Origin of the sequence: Hydrogenophaga sp. (assembly GCF_031426985.1) — a bacterium.
Lineage (GTDB): Bacteria > Pseudomonadota > Gammaproteobacteria > Burkholderiales > Burkholderiaceae_C > Hydrogenophaga.
This window is the reverse complement of the sequence record NZ_JASJOY010000059.1, coordinates 1-21,086: the sequence shown is the minus strand read 5'-3', so window position 1 is coordinate 21,086 and position 21,086 is coordinate 1. Positions and strand designations below refer to the sequence as shown.

Below are 21,086 nucleotides of genomic sequence, written 5' to 3'. Positions count from 1 at the left end.
GAGCGGCAGCCTTCTTTGCAGGAGCAGCAGCCTTCTTCGGAGCGGCAGCCTTCTTTGCAGGAGCAGCGGCCTTCTTCGGAGCAGCAGCCTTCTTAGCAGGTGCAGCGGCCTTCTTCGGAGCGGCAGCCTTCTTAGCAGGTGCAGCGGCCTTCTTCGGAGCAGCAGCCTTGTTGGCAGGTGCAGCGGCCTTCTTGGCCGGAGCGGCAGCCTTCTTCGCAGGCGCAGCGGCCTTCTTGGCCGGAGCGGCAGCCTTCTTCGCAGGCGCCGCGGCCTTCTTGGCCGGAGCGGCGGCCTTCTTCACAGCGGCCTTTTTGGCCGGGGTCTTTTTCGCAGTTGCCATTGTTTTCTCCTTGATCAAGTTGCAAAGAGCACTTCGCACGGGCTTTGTCCGTGGAAGTGATTCAGGGCCCTGGCGCCGTGGATGCATCCACGGATGGCACCAAGGCCTTGAATGCTGTGACAAAGCCCTGTCCCGGACGCCGGGGCGTCTGGAGCAGGGCTTTGTGGAAAGGTGAACATGTCGTTGAGCAGAGGGGCCTCAATCCCAGGACAGCGCGCCGCCGGACTGGTATTCGATGACGCGGGTCTCGAAGAAATTGCGTTCCTTCTTGAGGTCGATCATCTCGCTCATCCAGGGGAACGGATTCTCTTCGTTCGGGAACAGCGGCTCCAGACCGATCTGCGTCGCACGTCGGTTGGCGATGTAGCGCAGGTAACCCTTGAACATCGACGCGTTCAGGCCCAGCACGCCACGCGGCATGGTGTCTTCGGCGTACTGGTATTCGAGGTCCACGGCCTTGAGGAACAGTTCCTTGATCTCGGCCTTGAACTGCGGCGTCCACAGCATCGGGTTCTCAAGCTTGATCGCGTTGATCAGGTCGATGCCGAAGTTGCAGTGCATGGACTCGTCGCGCAGGATGTACTGGTACTGCTCGGCGGCGCCGGTCATCTTGTTCTGGCGGCCCAGCGCCAGGATCTGCGTGAAGCCGACGTAGAAGAACAGGCCTTCCATCAGGCAGGCGAACACGATCAGCGACTTGAGCAGGGTCTGGTCGTTCTCGGGTGTGCCGGTCTTGAAGTTCGGGTCCATGATCGCGTCGATGAACGGGATCAGGAACTCGTCCTTGTTGCGGATGGACTGGACCTCGTGGTACGCGTTGAAGATCTCGCCTTCGTCCAGGCCCAGGCTTTCGACGATGTACTGGTAGGCGTGGGTGTGGATGGCTTCTTCAAACGCCTGGCGCAGCAGGAACTGGCGGCACTCGGGCGCCGTGATGTGGCGGTAGGTGCCCAGCGTGATGTTGTTGGCGGCCAGCGAGTCGGCGGTGACGAAGAAACCGAGGTTGCGTTTGACGACGCGGCGCTCGTCCTCGGTCAGGCCGTTGGGATCTTTCCAGAGCGCGATGTCGCGGCTCATGTTCACTTCCTGCGGCATCCAGTGGTTGGCGCAGGTGGCGAGGTACTTTTCCCAGGCCCACTTGTACTTGAAGGGCACCAGCTGGTTGACGTCGGTCTGGCCGTTGATGATGCGCTTGTCGGCCACGTTGACGCGGCGTTGCTCGCTGCTGCGGGCAGCCGAAGAAGAAGCGGGGGAGGACACTGCAGCCTGCGCACCCGATGAGGTGGGTGGCAATGTTTGAAGAGCGGGCTTCGAGGAGGGAGTGACTTGTTCGTCCCAGGTCAGCATGGTGGTGTCCAATTCAGCGGATTATCGAAGTGTCGGCATGAAAAGCAAAGGACTCATGCGCGCGATGAATGTTTTGTGTTGCGGTGTCGCATCGAAAACGGTGATCGGTGCGACCCCTTCATCACGCGCATGAGCAAGCGCATCACTGGCAGGCTTCGCAGCCGGGGTCGTCGATGGCGCAGAACTTGATGTCGGTGGCCGGTTCGCTGGCCATCTCGACCGGTGCTGCGACGGCCGCCGGTGCGCTCATCGCGGTCTCATGACCATGTGCGGAAACGGCGTTGAGCTGCCCGGCGCGGCCGGTGGATTTCTCGGCCTGCGTGGCCGAGGTGGTGCGCAGGTAGTAGGTGGTCTTGAGACCGCGCAGCCAGGCCAGCTTGTAGGTGTCGTCGAGCTTCTTGCCCGATGCGCCGGCCATGTAGATGTTCAGGCTCTGCGCCTGGTCGATCCACTTCTGGCGGCGCGCGGCGGCTTCCACCAGCCACAGCGGCTCGATCTCGAACGCGGTGGCGTAGAGCGCCTTCACGTCTTGCGGCACGCGGTCGATGGGACGCAGCGAACCGTCGAAGTGTTTGAGGTCCATGACCATCACGTCGTCCCACAGACCCAGTCGCTTGAGGTCTTTGACCAGGTAGCCGTTGATGACGGTGAACTCACCCGACAGGTTGGACTTGACCGAGAGGTTGCCGAAGCAGGGCTCGATCGACGCGTCCACGCCGATGATGTTGGAGATGGTCGCGGTGGGCGCGATGGCCACGCAGTTGGAGTTGCGCATGCCGTCGTTGGCGATCTTCTGGCGCAGAGCGTCCCAGTCGAGCGTGGCCGAGCGGTCCACCTCCACATAGCCGCCGCGCGCACGCGCCAGCAGGTCCAGCGTGTCGGGCGGCAGGATGCCCTGGTCCCACAGCGAACCGCGGTAGCTGGAGTAGCGGCCACGCTCGCGCGCCAGTTCGGTCGAGGCCCAGTAGGCGTAGTAGCAGATCGCTTCCATCGAACGGTCGGCGAACTCGACCGCCTCGTCGGAGGCGTAGGGAATGCGCAGTTCGTAGAGCGCGTCCTGGAAGCCCATCAGGCCCAGGCCGACCGGGCGGTGGCGCAGGTTGGAGTCGCGCGCCTTCTTGACCGCGTAGTAGTTGATGTCGATCACGTTGTCGAGCATGCGCATCGCCGTGTTGATCGTCTGCTGCAGCTTGGCTCGGTCGAGCTGGCCGTCCTTGACGTGCTTGAGCAGGTTGACCGAGCCGAGGTTGCAGACCGCGGTTTCGGTGTCGCTGGTGTTGAGCGTGATCTCGGTGCAGAGGTTGGAGCTGTGCACCACACCGACGTGCTGCTGCGGGCTGCGCACGTTGCAGGCGTCCTTGTAGGTGATCCAGGGGTGGCCGGTCTCGAACAGCATCGAGAGCATCTTGCGCCACAGGTCGGTGGCCGGCACCTTGCGGGAGGGCTTGATCTCGCCGCGCTCGGCCTTGGCTTCGTAGGCCACATAGGCCTTTTCAAAGTCGGCGCCGAACAGGTCGTGCAGGTCGGGCACGTTGTTGGGCGAGAACAGGGTCCAGTCGCCTTTCTCCATCACGCGCTTCATGAACAGGTCGGGAATCCAGTTCGCCGTGTTCATGTCGTGCGTGCGGCGGCGGTCGTCGCCGGTGTTCTTGCGCAGCTCCAGGAACTCTTCGATGTCCAGATGCCAGGTTTCCAGGTAGGTGCAGACCGCGCCCTTGCGCTTGCCGCCCTGGTTGACCGCCACGGCGGTGTCGTTCACCACTTTCAGGAACGGCACCACGCCTTGCGATTCGCCGTTCGTGCCCTTGATGTGGGCGCCCAGGGCGCGCACGCGGGTCCAGTCGTTGCCCAGGCCGCCGGCGAACTTGGACAGCAGCGCGTTTTCCTTGATGGACTCGTAGATGCCGTCCAGGTCGTCGGGCACGGTGGTCAGGTAGCAGCTGGAGAGCTGCGAACGCAGCGTGCCGGCGTTGAACAGCGTGGGCGTGGACGACATGAAGTCGAACGAGGACAGCACTTCGTAGAACTCGATGGCGCGCGCTTCCCGGTCGATTTCATTGAGCGACAGGCCCATGGCCACACGCATGAAGAAGATCTGCGGCAGCTCGATGCGCTGCTTGCGCACGTGCAGGAAGTAGCGGTCGTACAGGGTCTGCAGGCCCAGGTAGTCGAACTGCAGGTCGCGCTCGGGCTTGAGCGCCCGCCCCAGGCGGTCCAGGTCGAACTGCTGCAGCTTCTCGTCCAGCAGCTCGTTCTGCACGCCCTTCTTGATGGCCAGCGGAAAGTACTCGGCATAACGCGCACCGCGCTCGGCCGGGACCACCTCTTCGCCCAGCACTTCCTTGAAGACGGTGTGCAGCAGCAGGCGCGCGGTGGCGTAGGTGTAGTCCGGGTCTTTCTCGATCAGGGTGCGGGCGGCCAGGATGGCGGCCTTGTAGACCTCTTCGATCGGCACGCCGTCGTACAGGTTGCGCTTGGTCTCGGCCACGATGGGGTCGGCCTTGACGTCGGCGCCCAGGCCGGCGCAGGCGGATTCGATCAGGGCGGTCAGCTGGTTCACGTCCAGCGGCACACGCTGGCCGCGGTCCATCACGTGCAGCGTGGCCTCGGCCGGCTTGGCGGCTTCGGCCTGCTGGGCGCGCTCTTGCGTGCGGCGTTCGCGGTACAGCACATAGGCGCGGGCGACTTCGTGGTGGCCGCTGCGCATGAGGCCGAGCTCGACCTGGTCCTGCACGTCTTCGATGTGGAAGGTGCCGCCGCCCGGACGCGAGCGCATCAGGGCGCGCACCACGTTCTGGGTCAGCGCGTCCACCGTCTCGCGCACGCTGGCCGATGCCGCGCCCTGGGTGCCGTGCACCGCCAGAAAGGCCTTCATCAGCGCGACCGCGATCTTGCTCGGCTCAAACGGCACGACCGCGCCGTTGCGGCGGATGATCTGGTAGTGGGTCAGCACGGTGGCGGCACTGTCGAGCGCAGGGGTGCGGGCGGCACCGGCGGACAGCGGGGCGGACGGTGTGGCGGCAATGGTGTGAGATGGGGCGTTCAGCATGGTTCCTCTTGCGTTTGTTGTGTGGGGTGGCCTCGGGGGCGCACGTCTTCGGGCGTCTGCGTGTTGGGGGCCGGCCGGTGGGGCTGCCGCTCTGGGGCGGGTGGGCCGGGGGCTGTTTCCGGGGCCGGCGGTCGGGGGCCGTCACGCGCAGCGCACACTATATCTGGTGTGTTGGATGGGTTCAAGGCACTAGGGGTAGCGTTTGTGAAAAATTCCATCGAACGCTGGTGGTGGCCATTTCGTCAGATAAAAAGACACCCGCGCGCGGCGTGCGACGGTGCAGCGCAGCATGTGGCGGAAGGTTTGGCGGCGCTTGATGCCGCAGCGCCGGCACGTGTGCCGATGCGGGGTTTCAGCGCTTTTGCGGCCACAGGCCGCGCCGTTGCTGGGCGGTGGCGCTCAGGCGGTCGGCGGTGTGGCCGGGCCGGCGCCGCGCGCTGCTTCGGCCGTGGACCCTGTGCCATCGGGAAAGCACGCATGGGCCCAGCGCAGGCCCTGTTGCAGTTGTGCCCAGTCGAAGCCCGGTCCCGGGTCCTGCTTGCGGCCCGGTGCAATGTGCTCGTGGCCCGCGATGTGGGCGATGGGGTAGCGCTGTGCCAGTTGTGTGCACAGGTCTTGCAGCGCGCGGTACTGCGCGGCTTCGAAGCTCAGACCTTCCAGGCCTTCGAGTTCGATGCCGATCGAGTCGTCGTTGCAGTTCTCGCGCCCGCGCCAGGCGGATCGCCCGGCGTGCCAGGCGCGCGCATCGGCATCGACGAACTGCACCAGCTCTCCGTCGCGCCGGATGAAGAAATGCGACGAGACCTCCATGCCGCGGATCTGATCGAAGTAGGGATGGGCGTCCCAGTCCAGGCGGTTGGTGAACAGCTGTTCAACCTCGGGGCCGCCGTACACGCCCGGAGGCAGGCTGATCGAGTGGATCACGATGAGGTCGATCAGGGCGCCCGCGGGCCGCGGGCCGTGGTTGGGCGACGGGCTGTGCCGCGCCGTGCGCAGCCAGCCGCCCTGCCACGCGGTCGCCGTGTCGGTGCCGGGTTCAGGCTTCATCGTCGCCGCCCGAGGGCATGGCGATGCCCAGGCGCTGGATGCGGTAGCGCATCTGCCGCAGGTTCAGACCCAGGCGCGCAGCGGCCGCGGTGCGGTTGAAGTCGGTTTCCTTGAGCGCCTGCAGCAGCACCTGACGTTCCTGCTCGTCCAGGTAGCGCTGCAGGTCGGCGGGAATCGGGGCCGGCATCGGCGCGGGGACCCCGGGCCCGCCGTCTGGCGTGGGCGCGGCTTGCGCGGCGGGAGGCGGCGCCTTGGTGGTGGTGGCCGGGGCGGCCGCCGGGTGCCGGGTCGATTCGGGCGATTCGCCGAAGTCTTCGGGCGCCAGGCGCAGGCCATCGCTCATGGCGAGGGCGCGTTGCAGCAGGTTTTCGAGTTCGCGCACGTTGCCCGGCAGTTCGCAGGCCTGCAGCCAGCCCAGTGCGCCGGGCGCGAGTTCGGGCACGGCCTGTCCGGACTCGGCGCACAGGCGTTGCAGCAGGGTGTGGGCGAGTTCGGGCAGGTCTTCGCGGCGCTCGCGCAGCGCCGGTGTGCGCAGGCCGATGACGTTGAGGCGGTAGAACAGGTCCTGGCGGAAGCCGCCACCCTGCACCAGGCCCACCAGGTCGCGGTGGGTGGCGCTGACCAGCCGCACATCGACCAGTTCTTCCTGCACACCACCGAGCGGGCGCACCCGCCGCTCTTGAATGACGCGCAACAGCTTGGCCTGCATGGCCAGCGGCAGGTCGCCGATCTCGTCCAGGAACAGGGTGCCGCCCTTGGCCGCCTGGAAGTAGCCCTCGCGGTCCTGCGTGGCGCCGGTGAAGGCACCCTTGCGTGCGCCGAAAAATTCGGCCTCGATCAGGTTCTCGGGGATGGCGCCGCAGTTGACCGCGACGAAGGGACCGCTGGCGCGGTGGCTGCATTCGTGCACGGCACGCGCCACCAGTTCCTTGCCGGTGCCCGACTCGCCCAGGATCAGCACCGGCGCCATGCTGGTGGCCACCTTTTCGATGCGGCCGCGGATCTGCGCCATGCAGGCCGATCCGCCCACGATGCGCTGCAGCGCCTGCACGCCACTGGGCGGCGGCGGGGCGGCGCGCAGCGGGGTCTCGCCCGCGGGCAGGCTGGCCGGCGGGTGGCGCTGGCTGTGCAGCGCTGCGCTCACGGCCGCGCGCAGCTGTTTGAGGTCCACCGGTTTGGTCAGGTAGTCGAAGGCCCCGCTCTTGAGCGCTTCCACCGCATTCTCGGCCGAGCCGTAGGCGGTGATGACGATGGCCTTTTCGCTGCGCTGGCCGGCGCCCAGTTCGCGCAGCAGTTCCAGGCCCAGGCCGTCGGGCAGGCGCATGTCGGTGATCAGCACGTCAAAGCGCTGCTGGGCCAGCGATTCGCGCGCCTGCGTCAGGTCGGGTGCCGAGGTGACCTGGTAACCCTCGCGCAGCAGGGTCAGTTCGTAGAGGGTGCGCAGATCCGGTTCGTCGTCGACGACCAGCACGGCAGCGGGTGGGGCAGCGGACATGGATCAGAAGATGGTGGTCATCGGTGGCGGCTTGGAGTCCTGCGGCGCACGTGTGGCACCCGGCACCGAATCGCCCGGCGGGATGGACAGGCTTTGCTGCAGCGGGCTGCGCCCGCTGGCCGCGGGCATGAGCACATAGAACTCGTTGCCTTCCTGCTGGTCGAGCCGGCTGCGCTGGTAGGCGATCTGCGCGCCGTAGCGTTCGCACAGTTCGCGGCAGATGTACAGGCCCAGGCCGCTGGAGCGGCTCTCGGACGAGAAAAAGGGCTCGAACAGGTGCTTGAGCACGCTCGCCTCCAGGGCCGGGCCGTGGCTCCAGACGGACAGGCGGGTGCGGTCGCCGCCACTGGGTTGCGTGATGACGCGGATCGAGGAGGGCGCGCCGCTGGTGTGGCGCAGCGCGTTGTCCAGCAGGTTGATCAGCAGGCGCCGCAGGTGTTCGGGATCGAAGTGCACGTGCAGGCCCGGCGCGTGCGGGTGCACGCCCAGCACGCCCTGGGCCTGGTTTTGTTTGCTCCATTCGTGCGTGATCTGCCGCAGGGTCTGGTCCAGCGGCAGGCTGGGCACCAGCTCTTCGCCCTGGCTGGGCTGGGCGCGGGCCACGTTCAGGATGTCGTCCACGATGCGCGCCAGGCGCTGTGCGTTCTGTTCGATCATGCGCGTCAGGCGCTTCTGGCCGGGTTCCAGCACCTCTTCGTCCAGCAGGGCATTGGCCTGGGTGATGGCTGAGAGCGGGTTGCGGATTTCGTGCGCCACCGCCGCCGACATGCGGCCCATGGACGCGAGTTTCTCGGTGCGCACCCGCGCCTCGACCTCGCGCAGGTCTTCCAGAAAGAGCACACACAGGCCGGCATGGCGTCCGCCTTGCGCGGTGGTGAGCTGGGTGCGCGCAAACAGCTTGTGGGCGGTCAGCTCGTCGATCTCGATGCGCACTTCCGATTCCAGCGCCTGGCCCAGTGCAAAGCTCTTGTCCACCAGGTGGGCCAGGCCTTCCCAGCCCTCGCGCGCCGACAGCAGCAGCTTGGCCGAGCCGGGGTAGCGGTCGCCCAGGAGCATGGACTGCGCCGCGGGGTTGGCGTTGCGCACCACGCCGTGCATGTCCACCACCAGCACGCCCTCGCTCAGGCTCTCGATGATCAGTTCGTTGACCTGGGCCTGGGTGCGGGCCGCGGCCTGGCTGCTCTGGGCCAGGGCTTCCTCGCGCGCCAGGCGCTGGGCCAGCTGGTAGGCCAGCAGGGCCACGATGAAGAAGCCGGTGCCGGTCAGCCCGCTTTGCAGGAAGCGTGCCGTGGACACCTCGCTGAGCAGGGGCGCGCTCAGCGCTGCCTCGCCCAGCAGGTAGAGCGTGATGCTGGCGGCCGTGGCCAGGGCCAGCACCAGCGGGCCGAGGATGGCGGCCATCAGCACCGGCAGCGCGAACAGCGGGATGTAGCTGATGCCGCCTTGCTGGAAGTACTCCAGCAGGGCAAAGACGACGACGTCCACACCGATGGTGGTCAGCCACTGCCATTGCATGCGCAGGGGCCGGCCCTGTTCCACCGGCCGCAGCCACATCAGCACCGCCAGGGTGGCCGTCAGGTGCAAGGCGCAGACCAGCACCAGCCAGGACGGGCCGCCCGAGTGTGTGGCGACCACGAACACCTGCAACGCGAGCAGCACCGCCGCGATGAACACGCGGGTGCGCATGAACATGCGCCACAGGCGGGCAAAGGCCCGCAGGCGCTGGTCGCGGCCGGACACCCCCTCGGCGTCGAGCGTGACCAGCCACGAGGGCGCGAACTGCGAGTTCGGATCGTGGGTCATGTCAGCCGATGCCGGTGGTCGTCAACCCGCGGCCTCTTCGGCCTGGCGGCGGTGTTCGTGGCAGCAGTAGACGCCGCGCTGCCCGCGCACCGCTTCGTCTTGCGGCAGGTGCATGGCGCAGTGGTCGCAGGCCACCATGGGGGCCGGGCTGGCCGGGCGGCGGGGCGCCGGGCCGGGCGCGTCGCTGCGTTCGTTCTGGCGGTTGTTGCGCCAGATCCAGACGGCCACGAGCACGACGGCGATGACGAGGACGAACTTCATGGGGGCACGGGTGGGGGCTCAGGCGCGTTGCAGGACGACTTCGAGCACGAAGCGCGAGCCCACGTAGCCCAGCATGAGGAAGCCCGCCGCCAGGTACAGGGTGCGCACGGCGGTGCGCCCGCGCCAGCCCAGGCGCCAGCGGCCCAGCAGCAGCACGCCGATGGTCACCCACGACAGCACCGAGAACACGGTCTTGTGGTTCCAGACGAAGTGGTCGGCGAACACCTCGGAGAAGTACCAGCCGGCCAGCAGGGTGGCGCTGAGCAGCACGAAGCCGGCGCCGACGAAACGGAAGGTCAGCCGCTCCAGCGTCAGCAGCGGCATGGCGGTGTCCAGCGACGCGCCCTGGCGCATGGCTTTTTCGGCCCGCTGCATCAGCCAGGCGTGCACCACGGCGGCGGCGATCAGGCCGTACGAGGCAATGCCCAGCGCCCAGTGCAGGGGCAGCCAGGCCGAGCGCAGCGTGGGGTAGTGGGTGCCCGGGAAGAGCGCGGCCAGCACCACCACCAGCATGCCCAGCACGGCCAGCGTCCAGCGGGCGCGCAGTTGCGGGAACAGGCGGCTTTCGATCGCGTAGACCGTGAGCACCAGCCAGCCCGTGACCGACAGCGCGGGCGCAAAACCGAAGCGGGGCGGTTGATCGAACAGCGACAGCGCCAGCACCAGGGCGTGCAGCAGCCAGGCCGCGCCCATCACGCTGCGCGCCTGCGCGGCGTTCAGCCGCTGGTGGGCCCAGGCCAGCACCGCATAGGCCAGCGCCGCCCCGGCGGACAACGCGGCCACGGTCGGGTTCAGGGCAAGGGCGGGCAGCAGGGGCATGGCGGTGGGGTGGGGCACCCGGGCAGCAGCCGGGCGCCGTTAAAATCCAGGGCACAGTTTAAAGGGTCTTGACCCTGCGCACCGCCGGTGCCACACCGGCCCGACCCTGTTCCGCACCGCTGCGGCCAGCCCCTCCCCCGACCAGCCTCCACCCACACGCGCGCACCATGGCCTCAGCCCTCTCCGACCGTCTGTCACGCATCGTCAAAGAGATGCGGGGTCAGGCCCGCATCACCGAAAGCAACGTCACCGACATGCTGCGCGAGGTGCGCATGGCCCTGCTGGAGGCCGACGTGGCCCTGCCGGTGGTGCGCGACTTCATCGCCCGTGTGAAAGAAAAGGCGCTGGGCCAGGACGTGGTGGGCTCGCTCACACCCGGCCAGGTGCTGGTCAGCGTGGTCAACCGCGAGCTGGCCGCCACCATGGGTAACGGCGTGTCGGACATCAACCTCGCGGCCCAGCCGCCGGCGGTGATCCTCATGGCCGGCCTGCAGGGCGCGGGCAAAACGACGACCACGGCCAAGCTGGCCAAGCACCTGATCGAGAAGCGCAAGAAGAAGGTGCTGACGGTCTCGGGCGACGTCTACCGCCCGGCCGCCATCGAGCAGCTCAAGACCGTGACGTCGCAGGCCGGGGCCGAGTGGTTCCCGAGTTCGCCGGACCAGAAGCCGCTGGACATCGCCCGCGCCGCGCTGGACTACGCGAAGAAACACCACTTCGACGTGCTGCTGGTGGACACGGCCGGCCGCCTGGCCATCGACGAAGCGCTGATGCGCGAAATCCAGGAGCTGCACAGCGCCATCCACCCGGTGGAAACGCTGTTCGTGGTCGACGCCATGCAGGGCCAGGACGCGGTCAACACGGCCAAGGCCTTCAAGGAAGCACTGCCGCTGACCGGCATCATCCTGACCAAGATGGACGGCGACTCGCGCGGTGGCGCGGCGCTGTCGGTGCGCCAGGTCACGGGCGCGCCGATCAAGTTCGCGGGCGTGAGCGAGAAGATCGACGGCCTGGAGGTGTTCGACGCCGAACGCCACGCCGGCCGCATCCTGGGCATGGGCGACATCCTGGCCCTGGTCGAGCAGGTGACGGCCGGGGTGGACATGGCGGCGGCGCAGAAGCTGGCCGCCAAGGTCAAGAGCGGTGGCGACTTCGACCTCAACGACTTCCTCGATCAGATCCGCCAGATGAAAAACATGGGCGGCCTGTCCAGCCTCATGGACAAGCTGCCCGGCAACCTGGCCGCCAAGGCGAGCGAGGCCGACCTGAGCCGCGCCGAGAAGGACATCAAGCGCAAGGAAGGCATCATCTGCAGCATGACGCTGGCCGAGCGCCGCAAGCCCGAGATCATCAAGGCCACGCGCAAGCGCCGCATCGCCGCCGGCGCCGGCGTGCACGTGCAGGAGGTCAACCGCCTGCTCAAGGAGTTTGAGCAGATGCAGGGCATGATGAAAAAGATGAAGGGCGGCGGCCTGATGAAGATGATGAAGCGCATGGGCGGCATGAAGGGCATGCCCAAGATGTGACCCCGCCTGCGCCGCTGCGCGTCTTCCTCCCTGGGAGGGGGGACAACGCCAGTGGCCCGGCGGAGCCGGTTCCACGGCGTTTGCTGGAATGGAGCCCGCGCGTCGGTTAGGGGCCTGGCGCGATTGACCGAAGTCAATTCAGCGCCTGAGGCGCACCCACATACTCGATCCGCATGTTGACCTTGATCGAATGGAGCGTGGCCGGGCTGGCGCTGGTGGTGGCGCTGAGCCTGCGGCCCTGGCGCATGCTGCGGGGCGCGCTGCTCACGCCCGCCTTGGCGGCGGTGGCGCTGCTGCCCTGGCTGTGGCTGTTGCCGCAGAAGATGCCGCCGGGGCTGCAGATCCAGCTCTCGGGCGCCAGCCTGCTGGTGTTGATGCTCGGTTGGCCGCTGGCGGTGCTGGTGCTGGCCCTGGTCGGGCTGGTGGTCTGGGTGGTCGGCCAGGCCGGTGCCGCGCCGGTGCTGTCGCAATGGGTCTGGGTCGGTCTGGTGCCGGCCACGCTGGCCCTGGGCATCGGCGCCGTGTTGCGGCGCTGGCTGCCGCCCAACCCGTTCGTCTACACCCTGGGGCGGGGTTTCCTGGGCACGGCGGCGGCGGTGTTTCTCTCGGGCGCGCTCATGGTGTGGCTGCACCGGCTGGCCGGCGTGTCCGAATCGGAGCACGCCATCGTCGGGCGCTGGCTCATGGCCTGGGGCGACGCGTTTCTGACCGGCATGTTCTCGGCCATCTTCGTGGCCTTTGCGCCGCACTGGCTGGCCACCTGGTCGGACCAGCGCTACCTCCAGCCACCACCCGAAGCCTGAACCCCCGCGCACCGTCGCTGACGCGGGCCAGCTGCCCCCCGAGGGGACGCGATTCAAGCCTGGGGCGGCCCGGCGCTTGAATCCCCTGGTCAGGCGACCTGTTCGGTCGTCTGCACCTCGCCACGCAGCGAGTGCGGCAGCGCCTGGGTGATCTTCACATCCACCATCTGGCCCACCAGGCGCGCGCTGTTCGGGCCGCCGTCGAAGTTGACGATGCGGTTGCACTCGGTGCGGCCCATCAGCTCCGGAGCCTCGGGCGTGGACTTGCGCGACGGCCCTTCGACCAGGATGCGCTGTACCGTGCCTTCGCGGCTGGCGCTGATGCGGCGCACGTTGTCTTCCAGCACGGCCTGCAGGTGCTGCAGGCGCTGGAGCTTGACCTCGTGCGGCGTGTCGTCGGGCAGGTTGGCGGCGGGGGTGCCGGGGCGCGGGCTGAAGATGAAGGAGAAGCTGGCGTCGTAGCCGACGTCGGTGATCAGCTTCATCATCTTCTGGAAGTCCTCTTCCGTCTCGCCGGGGAAGCCGACGATGAAGTCGCTGCTCATGGACAGGTCGGGGCGGATCGCGCGCAGCTTGCGGATCGTGCTCTTGTATTCCATGGCGGTGTAGCCGCGCTTCATGGCCATGAGGATGCGGTCCGATCCGTGCTGCACCGGCAGGTGCAGGTGGCTCACCAGTTTCGGCACCTTGGCGTAGGTGTCGATCAGGCGCTGGGTGAACTCGTTGGGGTGGCTGGTGGTGTAGCGGATGCGTTCGATGCCCGGGATCTCGGCCACGTACTCGATCAGCATGGCGAAGTCGGCGATCTCTTCGGTGTCCCCCATCTGGCCGCGGTAGGCGTTGACGTTCTGGCCCAGCAGCGTCACTTCCTTGACGCCCTGGTCGGCCAGGCCGGCGACCTCGACCAGCACGTCCTCGAACGGGCGGCTGACCTCTTCACCGCGGGTGTAGGGCACCACGCAGTAGCTGCAGTACTTGCTGCAGCCTTCCATGATGGAGACGAAGGCCGACGCGCCTTCCACGCGCGCGGGCGGCAGGTGGTCGAACTTCTCGATCTCGGGGAAGCTGATGTCCACCTGCGGCTGGTTCAGCCGGTCGCGCGCCTTGAGCATCTCGGGCAGGCGGTGCAGGGTCTGCGGGCCGAACACCACGTCCACGTACGGTGCGCGCTTGATGATCTCGGCGCCTTCCTGGCTGGCCACGCAACCGCCGACGCCGATGAGCACGCCTTTCTTCTTGAGGTGCTTGACGCGGCCGAGGTCGCTGAACACCTTCTCCTGCGCCTTCTCGCGCACCGAGCAGGTGTTGAACAGGATCAGGTCGGCCTCTTCGGGGTCCTGGGTTTTTTCGAAACCCTCGGCGGCGCCGAGCACGTCGGCCATCTTGTCCGAGTCGTACTCGTTCATCTGGCAGCCGAAGGTTTTGATGAAGACTTTTTTGGTCATATGACTACCCCCTGCGCCGCTGACGCGGCTTCCCCCTGGAAGGGGGACCGCACTGGCGGCCCGGCAGAGCCGGTTCCGCGGTGCGCCTGGGCTTTGGGGGCCTGTTGGTTTGGAGGGGTTACTGGCCGGCGCGCTTGCGCTTCTCGGCCGCTTCGGCTTCGGTCAGGATCCACACCTCGTGCACCAGACCCAGGTGCTCCAGGGTGTAGTTCACCGTCAGTTCCTGGCCCACCAGGGCGCCGGACAGCACGAGCAGGTTGTTCGCGCCCTTGATGCGCGACCCGGGCGAGAGCCGGGCGGCCTGGCCGTCCATCGTGATGACCGGCGGCTGGGTCACGACCATCGTGCCGCGCAGGGCCTGGGCCGGAAAGCGGCGCACAGGTGCGGACTGGGCCAGCACCGGCAGGGCCACCAGCGCCAGGGCGGCGATGGTCAGGCACCTGCGCGTGGCGGGTGCAAAGAGGGGACAGCGGTTCATGGTGTAGATCCAGAGGCTGAAAAAGCGGGTCCGCGATTGTCTCATGGGGGCTGGTTTGTCGGGGTGGTGATCGCCGCGCGCGCTTTGTACAGTGAGCCCTTCATGTTCAGGAGACCCCATGGCCCGACTGCCGCCCCTGCCGCCCGAAACCACGCCCGAGCTCAAACCGCATTTCGACTTCTTTCTCGGCACCCTCGGCTTCACCCCCAACAGCGTGCTGACGATGCAGCGCAAGCCCAAGCTGGCGCAGGCGCTGGCGGTGCTGAACGCGGCGGTGATGGACCCCGGGGGCGAGGTCGACCAGGGCTTTCGCCGCCTGATCGGCCATGTGGTCAGCAAGGTGTCCGGCTGCCTGTATTGCCAGGCGCACACCCTGCTGGGCGCGAAGAACTTCGGCATCAGCGAGGCCAAGCTGGCCGATGTCTGGGTCTACGCCAGCAGCCCGCATTACAGCGAGCGCGAGCGGCTGGCGCTGGACTTCGCGCTGGCGGCCGCGTCGCAGCCCAACGCCGTGACCGACGAACAGTTCGCCACACTGCAGCGGCACTGGAGCGACGGTGAAATCGTCGAGCTGCTGGGTGTGGTGGCGATGTTCGCGTTTCTCAACCGCTGGAACGACACCATGGCCACGCCGCTGGAAGCGGTGCCCGAACAGCTGGCCGCGCAGACGCTCGGCGCCCAAGGTTGGTCTGCGGGGAAACACGGCGGCTGAGGCCGCCGCCGGATGTCAATTCGCTGGCTTCACTTCCAGCGCAGGGGCTCGATGTGCACGCTGCCCTGTGCGCTGCTGAGGGTGATGGCACCGTCCTGCACCGTGGCCTGCAGCTGCATGCTGCGTTCGGCCAGGGCCGCCAGTGCGGGTGCCACCTCGGTCGGCAGGCGCCAGACCTGCAGCTTGTCCATGCGCGTGAGCTTGTTCTCGATGCCCTTCCACCACACGTCGGCGGCCGCGCTGAAGGCGTAGACGAACACCGCGTCGGCCTGGCTGCAGGCCTTGGACAGCGGCTTGTCTTCGGGTTGGCCGACCTCGATCCACAGCCGCTTGCGGCCGGTGAAGTCGGTCAGCGAGGCGTCCGGGTCGTCCGGGTCGGACAGGCCGGCGCCGAAGGCCAGGGTGCCGTCGCCGCCACAGGTGTCCTGCAGTTCGTGCGCCTGCAGCGCCATGGCCACCAGGCGGACCATCATGCGCTCGTCGGTCTCGCTGGGGTGGCGGGCCAGGGTGAGGGCGTGGTCGGCGTAGTAGCCGTGGTCGATGTCGGCGATCTGGAGGCTCGCCTTGAAGATGGTGGATTTGGTGGCCATGAGGGGGTGCGCGGGCAGCGCCGCCCGGGGCGGGCGGCCGGCGGGCAGTGTATCCCCCACCGCGCGGCTGTTGCGCCAGCGGACGCCCGGCGGCGCGGGTGGGCCCTGCGCTACTCGGGCCTGCCCTGGCGCTTCAGAACCCGGTCTCCCGCACCAGCACCGTCAGCAGCTGGCGCAGGTAGCGGCTCGCGACGGCCTGGCTCTGCGCCTCGATGCTGACCTGCCCGCGCCAGCTGTGGGCCAGGGCCTCCGGCGCCATCTGCCCGTCGGCCACGCGCAGCTGCACGCGGTAGATGGCCCGCTCGGGCACCAGCTGGTCCCGGTTGTGCCGCACGAGGATGTGGCCCCCGTTCTGGGCCGCCAGCTCGGTGCGCACAAGGGCCCGTGTGGCGTCCTTGTCGATGGCCTGCACGGTCAGGTGCAGGGTGTCGCCGGTGCCGGCATCGTTGCGAAAGCGCGCCTCGGCCCCCGCCTGGATGCGGGCGATGCTGTCCTCGTCCAGCCAGGTTTCCACCATCCACGCGCTGCCCTCTTTCACGAGCACGGCCAGGCGCTCGTCCTTGGCGACCCACTGGCCCGCCTGCAGGTCGGGATCCATGTCCCGGACGGTGCCGGCCCAGGGCGCCAGGGGCGTCAGGCGTTGCACCTCGGTCATCAGGGCGTCGAGTTCGGACTCGGCCGTGACCAGGCTTTCCTGGGTGGCGAGCCACTGCTGCCGCGATTCGTCGGAAAAGGCGGCCGTGCCGGCCTGCTGGCGCAGCCGCTGCACCCGCACTTCGGCGGAGCGGATGCGGGTGAGCAGTTCGGGCGACTGCAGGGCGAGCAGGGGCTGCCCGGGCGCCACGCGGCTGCCGTGGGTGAACGGCAGTTGCGTCAGGTAGGCGCCGGCCGGCGCGTGCACGGGCCACACGTCGACCGGCCGCAGCAGCGCGCTGGCGGTCACCGCCGAGGGCCAGGGCACGGCCATCAGCAGCAGCGCCGCGCCCAGGCCCAGCAGCGACCAGCGCGTGCGCCGGCTGGCGCGGATGGCCGCGGCGCGTTCGCGCCAGGCGGCCCATTCGGTCTGCAAGGGTTTGAGCACGAACCACACGATTTCGATGGCAAAGAGCACGATGCCCAGCAGTTTGAAGAAGAGGTGGTAGACCATCAGCGCGATGCCGATGAAGAGCACCAGCCGGTAGAGCCAGGTCAGGCAGGCGAAGGCCACCAGGGCGCGGTGGCGCGAGGGCGAGAAGTGTTCCGGGGGCGCCTCTTGCAGGTCGAACAGCCATTCGCGCCACTGCCAGCGCGCCAACGCAAAACTGCGCTCGTGCAGGTTGGGCATGTCCAGCGCGTCGGAGACGATGAAATAGCCGTCAAAGCGCATGAAGGGGCTGGCGTTGATGGCCAGCGTGGCCACCCAGGAGGTGGTGGCCAGCACGAAGGCGGCCGAGCGCAGCGCGCCATCGGGCAGCAGCGCCCAGGCCAGGGTGGCCCAGGCGGCGATGACCAGCTCGGTCGCGATGCCGGCCATGGCCACCTGCAGGCGGTGCCGGGCGTTCGTGAGTTTCCAGGCCTCGTTGGTGTCGGTGTAGGCCACCGGCCACATCACCAGAAAGGCCAGGCCCATGGTCGGCACCCGGCAGCCGTGCCGCTTGGCGGTGAAGGCGTGTCCGAGTTCGTGCAGGGCTTTCACCACGAACAGCGCCACGCCATAGGCGGCCAGGCCTTCGAGGTTGAAGGTGTCGACCAGGCTGGCCGCGAAGGGCTCCCAGTGGCGCACCACCTGCACCAGCCCGGTCAGCAGGGCGGCCAGCGTGAGCCACAGAAAGCCAGGCGAGGCAAAGCGCCGCGCCACCGGCAGCCAGCGGGTGAGCCAGGCGTCGGGGCGCACCAGCGGAATGCGGAAGAACAGGTAGTGGTGCACCAGCCATTGCAGCCAGTTGCTGTGCATGGCGGTCCAGCGCTGGGCCATGCGCGCCGCGCTCTCGCCGGGCCGGGGTTGCACCAGCTGGTTGTGTTCCAGGAAGCGGGCCAGTCCGGTCACGTCCTGCGCGTCCAGGCTCAGGGTGGTGTGCTCGGCGATGTCGCCGGCGATGCGTTGTCCGTCTCCCAGGCCCCAGCGGCTGAGCATTTCGAAGCTGGGCCAGTCGATGCGGAAGAACAGGTTGCGCGCCGGGTCGTGCAGCGTCCAGCTCGGCTGCCCGTCGGGCAGGCTGGGGCCGGGCAGCAGGGCCAGGTCTTCGCGCAACAGGGGCCAGGCGGCGGTGCTCATAGGCCCAGGCTGTTGCGCAGGCCGGCCAGGGGACGGCGCAGCATCCAGTAGACCAGCACGGTCCATTCGCCCTGCACGCGCGCGGTGCCTTTGAGGCCGACCCGGTGGTCGGTGTCGCCCGTCAGCGTGGCGCGCATGCGGTAGGCGTGTCCACCGTCGGGGCGGGCCACGGCCTCGTGGGCGACGTAGCGCACCTGGCCCTCCACCGGTGCCAGCGGGCTGGCGTTCAGGTAGAGCTTGACCGCGGCCTGTGCCGGCAGGGCAATGGCGTCGGCCATGGGAATCCAGGCTTCGATCTCGCGATCGTCCGGCGCCGCGATGCGCAGGATGCGTTCACCCGTGCCCACCGGTTTGCCGATCCATTCCGAGGGGTCGTCGAAGATCACCACCCCGCTGCGGGGGGCCAGCACGCGGGCGCGGGTGGCCTGGTCTTGCAGGAAGTCCACCTCGGTCTGTTTCTCTTCGATCCGGCTGGCCAGCAAAGCCAGCTGGGCTTTGGAGCGGGGGTCGGACAGGGCTTGCTGCATCGCCTGCCGGTATTCGGTCTCGGTGGTCAGCACCGCCTGCTGGGCCACGGCGATGCGGCCCTGGATCAGGGCTTCGTCAAAGTCGAACAGCGGCTGGCCTTCCTTCACCGTGGCATTGGGTTGCACGTGGAAGCTGGCGATCACGCCGTCCAGCGGTGCCCGCACCACGGCCGGCTGGGCCGGCACCAGTTCGGCCGGGGCCATCACCGACATGCGCACCGGCAGGCACAGCACCGCCAGCACCGCGGCGGCCCAGGCCAGCCGCGTCTGCCGCCACCAGGGGCGGTCGGCGCGCGGGGCCAGGTGCTGGCGGACGCGTTGCCAGGCCGAGCGCAGGCTTCTGGGGCTGACCGGTTGCAGGGCCATCCAGGCGTGGCTCCAGGCGCTGCGCCATTCGCGGATGAGCCGCAGCTCGTCTTCGGTCCAGGGGTGCTCGCGGGCCAGCAGCCAGGCCGGAGGCGGCAGGCGGCCTTCGGTGTGCGGGGCCGCCGGGTCGTCCACCCACAGGGCGTGTTCCGGCCACCACGCTGACCAGTCTTCGGCCAGATCGGGCGCCACCACGTGGCGGTCAAAGGCGCGCACGCCGGTGTCAGACGCCTCCAGGGTGGACATCTGCCGCGCCACCCGGTCCAGCCACTGCACGTAGGGGGCGTTGGCCTCCGGCTGCAGCACGCCGGACAGGGCGTCCACCCCCATGTCCAGGCGCCAGGTGGCGCCCTGGCGCAGCAGCGCCAGCTGGCTGGTGTCGTTGACGGCGAGGAAAGCCAGTTCGCGCACCGACCCGGCCGCGCGCGCGCGGCGCGTCAGGTCCAGCAGCACGGCCAGCGACTGCACCGTGCGAACGGCCGGGTGGGGTGCGGCGGACATCAGGCCTCCACGCGCTGCACACGCTGGGCCGGGGCGGCCTCACGCGCGGGTGCTGCGGCGGGTTCGCCGCGCACCGCGTCGCGCCAGGCAAAGGCGGTCTTCGACGCCTGGCGCAGCTGGCCGGTCAGGCCTTCACGGCCCGCAGGTGCCGGCTTGGCGCCCACGGTCAGCCGGAACTTGGTCTTGACCTCGTTGCCCTTGTTGTCGCGCGCGCTGACCTCGACATCCAGCTCGCCCACGTAACCGGCCGGTGCCACCACCTTGAACGTGCCCGTGCGCGGATCGAAGCTGACCCAGCTGGGCAGGGGCTGGCCGTCGGACAGCCGGGCCGCCAGGGTGATGGACGCGGCCGGATCGCTGTGCGTGAAGGTGTCGATGGGCAGGGCAATGCTGCCCTGCGCGCCGGTTTCCACGAACTGCTTGTCGATTGCGCGGTGCAGTTCCAGCTGGCCGCTCTGGCGCTCGTTCACCAGGACCTGGAAGCCGGTGGCCCGTGTCAGGGTGAGGGGCACCTCGGTTTCGGTGGCGTTGCGCTGGATCAGGGCCAGCACTTCGGCCGAGAGTTGCGGTTGCTGGTTCGGCGCCACGGCCACGAACGTGGTCGAGTCGAACCGCAGCGGTTCGTGCGGTATCGACGTTTCCGGCGTCGGCACCACGGCAACGGGCGCTTCCACGACGACCGCTTCGGGCGCCAGCACCGTCACCGGGCGATCGTCGTTGCCCGGGCCGGCGGGGTTCAGTCCGCGCTCGTCGTAGACCTTGCCCGAACCATCGTCCAGGATGGTGGAGCTGTCGTTGGCGTTCTTGCCGCCGGTGACGGTGGCGCTGAGGCTGAAAGCCTCGGCGCCTTCAAGGGTGGCGTCCTGGGTGGAGGGCACCGAGACGAAGAAGCTGCTCACGCCCGTGGGCAGGGTGATCTTGCCGGCGGTGATGGTCAGCGTGACCTTGAGGCCCTCGCCGTCGAAGTAGTAGGCGCTGGCGCCGGCCAGGGCGCTGTAGTCCTCGGCCCCGGCGGTGCCGGAGCTCAGGGCCAGGCCGATCTCGGTGGAGCGGGCGTTGCCCTCGGGCATGGACACGGTGAAGACCGCGTTGGAGCCCTCTGAGACATCGTCCAGACCGGCGACGGTGATGGCGCGGTCGTCGTCCAGCGTGGCGGCGGTGTTGACCGAACCGTCTTCATTGAACACGGTGCCGGTGCCATCGTCGCGCACGGTGGCGGTGCCGTTGGCGACGCCACCACCGGTGTTGGTGGCGGTCAGCGTGAAGGTCTCACCGCTGTCCAGTGTGGCTTCCTGCTCGGGCGAGAGGGCGGTGCGCACCAGCAACTGGCCACTGCCGTTGAGCGCGACGGTGCCGCCGGTGTAGGCGACCCAGGCCGAGCCGTTGTAGACCTGCAGGCCGGAGATGCCGGCGGTGGTGCCGTTGGCCAGGCTCAGGGAAGTGAGCTGACCGGCGGCGCCGCTGACCGTGAAGACCGCGTAGGGCGAGCCCTCGTTGACGGTGACGCTGGTGACGGCCAGGGCGCGGTCGTCGTTGCCCGGGACGGTGGTGACCAGACCCTGCTCGTCGTAGACCTTGCCCGAACCATCGTCCAGGATGGTGGAGCTGTCGTCGGCGTTCTTGCCACCGGTGACGCTGGCGCTGAGGCTGAAAGCCTCGGCGCCTTCGAGGCCGCTGTCCTGGGTGGAGGGCACCGAGACGAAGAAGCTGCTCACGCCCGCGG

At 68.5% G+C, this 21,086-nt stretch carries 17 protein-coding genes; 3 read left to right on the top strand and 14 right to left on the bottom strand.

The window, feature by feature from the left end; genetic code table 11:
* From RMP09_RS08225 to RMP09_RS08190, 8 genes are all read right to left on the bottom strand, one after another.
* Positions 1 to 340: hypothetical protein (locus RMP09_RS08225; RefSeq protein WP_310565493.1), on the bottom strand; the 340-nt coding region annotated here is incomplete at its 3' end.
* Between the two features lie 198 nt (positions 341 to 538).
* Complete coding sequence (locus tag RMP09_RS08220; protein WP_310565550.1) at positions 539 to 1,687, bottom strand: ribonucleotide-diphosphate reductase subunit beta; 1,149 nt, start codon at positions 1,685 to 1,687, stop codon at positions 539 to 541.
* Positions 1,688 to 1,829: 142 nt separating this feature from the next.
* On the bottom strand, positions 1,830 to 4,736 hold the full coding sequence (locus RMP09_RS08215) for a ribonucleoside-diphosphate reductase subunit alpha (RefSeq protein ID WP_310565492.1): 2,907 nt from the start codon (positions 4,734 to 4,736) through the stop codon (positions 1,830 to 1,832).
* Between the two features lie 399 nt (positions 4,737 to 5,135).
* Complete coding sequence (gene ampD, locus RMP09_RS08210; RefSeq protein ID WP_310565491.1) at positions 5,136 to 5,783, bottom strand: 1,6-anhydro-N-acetylmuramyl-L-alanine amidase AmpD; 648 nt, start codon at positions 5,781 to 5,783, stop codon at positions 5,136 to 5,138.
* Positions 5,773 to 7,278, bottom strand: coding sequence for a sigma-54 dependent transcriptional regulator (locus RMP09_RS08205; protein ID WP_310565490.1), 1,506 nt, complete (start codon positions 7,276 to 7,278; stop codon positions 5,773 to 5,775). The genes ampD and RMP09_RS08205 overlap by 11 nt, the downstream gene beginning before the upstream one ends.
* A gap of 3 nt (positions 7,279 to 7,281) precedes the next feature.
* Positions 7,282 to 9,081: a PAS domain-containing sensor histidine kinase gene (locus RMP09_RS08200; protein ID WP_310565489.1), complete on the bottom strand. Its 1,800-nt coding sequence runs from the start codon at positions 9,079 to 9,081 to the stop codon at positions 7,282 to 7,284.
* A gap of 21 nt (positions 9,082 to 9,102) precedes the next feature.
* Complete coding sequence (locus RMP09_RS08195) at positions 9,103 to 9,342, bottom strand: PP0621 family protein (protein WP_310565488.1); 240 nt, start codon at positions 9,340 to 9,342, stop codon at positions 9,103 to 9,105.
* 18 nt (positions 9,343 to 9,360) lie between these two features.
* The gene (locus RMP09_RS08190) at positions 9,361 to 10,161 is read right to left on the bottom strand and encodes an inner membrane protein YpjD (protein WP_310565487.1); all 801 of its coding nucleotides are present in this window, start codon (positions 10,159 to 10,161) and stop codon (positions 9,361 to 9,363) included.
* Between the two features lie 167 nt (positions 10,162 to 10,328).
* Here RMP09_RS08190 and ffh point away from each other — a divergent pair, with 167 nt between their 5' ends.
* Both ffh and RMP09_RS08180 read left to right on the top strand, forming a co-directional pair.
* Entirely contained in the window at positions 10,329 to 11,687 is a 1,359-nt protein-coding gene (ffh, locus tag RMP09_RS08185) for a signal recognition particle protein (RefSeq protein WP_310565486.1), read from the top strand.
* Between the two features lie 173 nt (positions 11,688 to 11,860).
* On the top strand, positions 11,861 to 12,490 hold the full coding sequence (locus tag RMP09_RS08180) for a hypothetical protein (RefSeq protein ID WP_310565485.1): 630 nt from the start codon (positions 11,861 to 11,863) through the stop codon (positions 12,488 to 12,490).
* An 89-nt stretch (positions 12,491 to 12,579) separates the two neighbouring features.
* Here RMP09_RS08180 and miaB read toward each other — a convergent pair whose 3' ends face one another.
* Positions 12,580 to 13,935: a tRNA (N6-isopentenyl adenosine(37)-C2)-methylthiotransferase MiaB gene (miaB, locus tag RMP09_RS08175; protein ID WP_310565484.1), complete on the bottom strand. Its 1,356-nt coding sequence runs from the start codon at positions 13,933 to 13,935 to the stop codon at positions 12,580 to 12,582.
* Between the two features lie 118 nt (positions 13,936 to 14,053).
* Positions 14,054 to 14,413, bottom strand: coding sequence for a hypothetical protein (locus tag RMP09_RS08170; protein ID WP_310565483.1), 360 nt, complete (start codon positions 14,411 to 14,413; stop codon positions 14,054 to 14,056).
* 118 nt (positions 14,414 to 14,531) lie between these two features.
* Between RMP09_RS08170 and RMP09_RS08165 the strand changes: the two genes are divergently transcribed.
* The gene (locus RMP09_RS08165) at positions 14,532 to 15,125 is read left to right on the top strand and encodes a carboxymuconolactone decarboxylase family protein (protein WP_310565482.1); all 594 of its coding nucleotides are present in this window, start codon (positions 14,532 to 14,534) and stop codon (positions 15,123 to 15,125) included.
* A gap of 29 nt (positions 15,126 to 15,154) precedes the next feature.
* Here the strand turns inward: RMP09_RS08165 and RMP09_RS08160 are convergent, their stop codons facing one another.
* The 4 genes from RMP09_RS08160 to RMP09_RS08145 all read right to left on the bottom strand — a co-directional run.
* On the bottom strand, positions 15,155 to 15,715 hold the full coding sequence (locus RMP09_RS08160) for a YaeQ family protein (protein ID WP_310565481.1): 561 nt from the start codon (positions 15,713 to 15,715) through the stop codon (positions 15,155 to 15,157).
* A 133-nt stretch (positions 15,716 to 15,848) separates the two neighbouring features.
* Positions 15,849 to 17,969, bottom strand: coding sequence for an HlyD family efflux transporter periplasmic adaptor subunit (locus RMP09_RS08155; protein ID WP_310565480.1), 2,121 nt, complete (start codon positions 17,967 to 17,969; stop codon positions 15,849 to 15,851).
* Positions 17,966 to 19,363 carry an efflux RND transporter periplasmic adaptor subunit gene (locus tag RMP09_RS08150; protein ID WP_310565479.1) on the bottom strand — a complete coding sequence of 466 codons (1,398 nt, stop codon included), beginning with the start codon at positions 19,361 to 19,363 and terminating at the stop codon, positions 17,966 to 17,968. The genes RMP09_RS08155 and RMP09_RS08150 overlap by 4 nt, the downstream gene beginning before the upstream one ends.
* Positions 19,363 to 21,086, bottom strand: a 1,724-nt coding sequence (locus RMP09_RS08145) for a putative Ig domain-containing protein (protein WP_310565478.1), incomplete at its 5' end; no start/stop codon positions are given. The genes RMP09_RS08145 and RMP09_RS08150, both read right to left, overlap by 1 nt.

Coding starts and splice junctions, on each gene's coding strand:
- RMP09_RS08220 (WP_310565550.1), bottom strand. CDS start 1,687: ATGCTGACCTGGGACGAACAAGTCACTCCCTCCTCGAAGCCCGCTCTT.
- RMP09_RS08215 (WP_310565492.1), bottom strand. CDS start 4,736: ATGCTGAACGCCCCATCTCACACCATTGCCGCCACACCGTCCGCCCCG.
- ampD (WP_310565491.1), bottom strand. CDS start 5,783: ATGAAGCCTGAACCCGGCACCGACACGGCGACCGCGTGGCAGGGCGGC.
- RMP09_RS08205 (WP_310565490.1), bottom strand. CDS start 7,278: ATGTCCGCTGCCCCACCCGCTGCCGTGCTGGTCGTCGACGACGAACCG.
- RMP09_RS08200 (WP_310565489.1), bottom strand. CDS start 9,081: ATGACCCACGATCCGAACTCGCAGTTCGCGCCCTCGTGGCTGGTCACG.
- RMP09_RS08195 (WP_310565488.1), bottom strand. CDS start 9,342: ATGAAGTTCGTCCTCGTCATCGCCGTCGTGCTCGTGGCCGTCTGGATC.
- RMP09_RS08190 (WP_310565487.1), bottom strand. CDS start 10,161: ATGCCCCTGCTGCCCGCCCTTGCCCTGAACCCGACCGTGGCCGCGTTG.
- ffh (WP_310565486.1), top strand. CDS start 10,329: ATGGCCTCAGCCCTCTCCGACCGTCTGTCACGCATCGTCAAAGAGATG.
- RMP09_RS08180 (WP_310565485.1), top strand. CDS start 11,861: ATGTTGACCTTGATCGAATGGAGCGTGGCCGGGCTGGCGCTGGTGGTG.
- miaB (WP_310565484.1), bottom strand. CDS start 13,935: ATGACCAAAAAAGTCTTCATCAAAACCTTCGGCTGCCAGATGAACGAG.
- RMP09_RS08170 (WP_310565483.1), bottom strand. CDS start 14,413: ATGAACCGCTGTCCCCTCTTTGCACCCGCCACGCGCAGGTGCCTGACC.
- RMP09_RS08165 (WP_310565482.1), top strand. CDS start 14,532: ATGGCCCGACTGCCGCCCCTGCCGCCCGAAACCACGCCCGAGCTCAAA.
- RMP09_RS08160 (WP_310565481.1), bottom strand. CDS start 15,715: ATGGCCACCAAATCCACCATCTTCAAGGCGAGCCTCCAGATCGCCGAC.
- RMP09_RS08155 (WP_310565480.1), bottom strand. CDS start 17,969: ATGAGCACCGCCGCCTGGCCCCTGTTGCGCGAAGACCTGGCCCTGCTG.
- RMP09_RS08150 (WP_310565479.1), bottom strand. CDS start 19,363: ATGTCCGCCGCACCCCACCCGGCCGTTCGCACGGTGCAGTCGCTGGCC.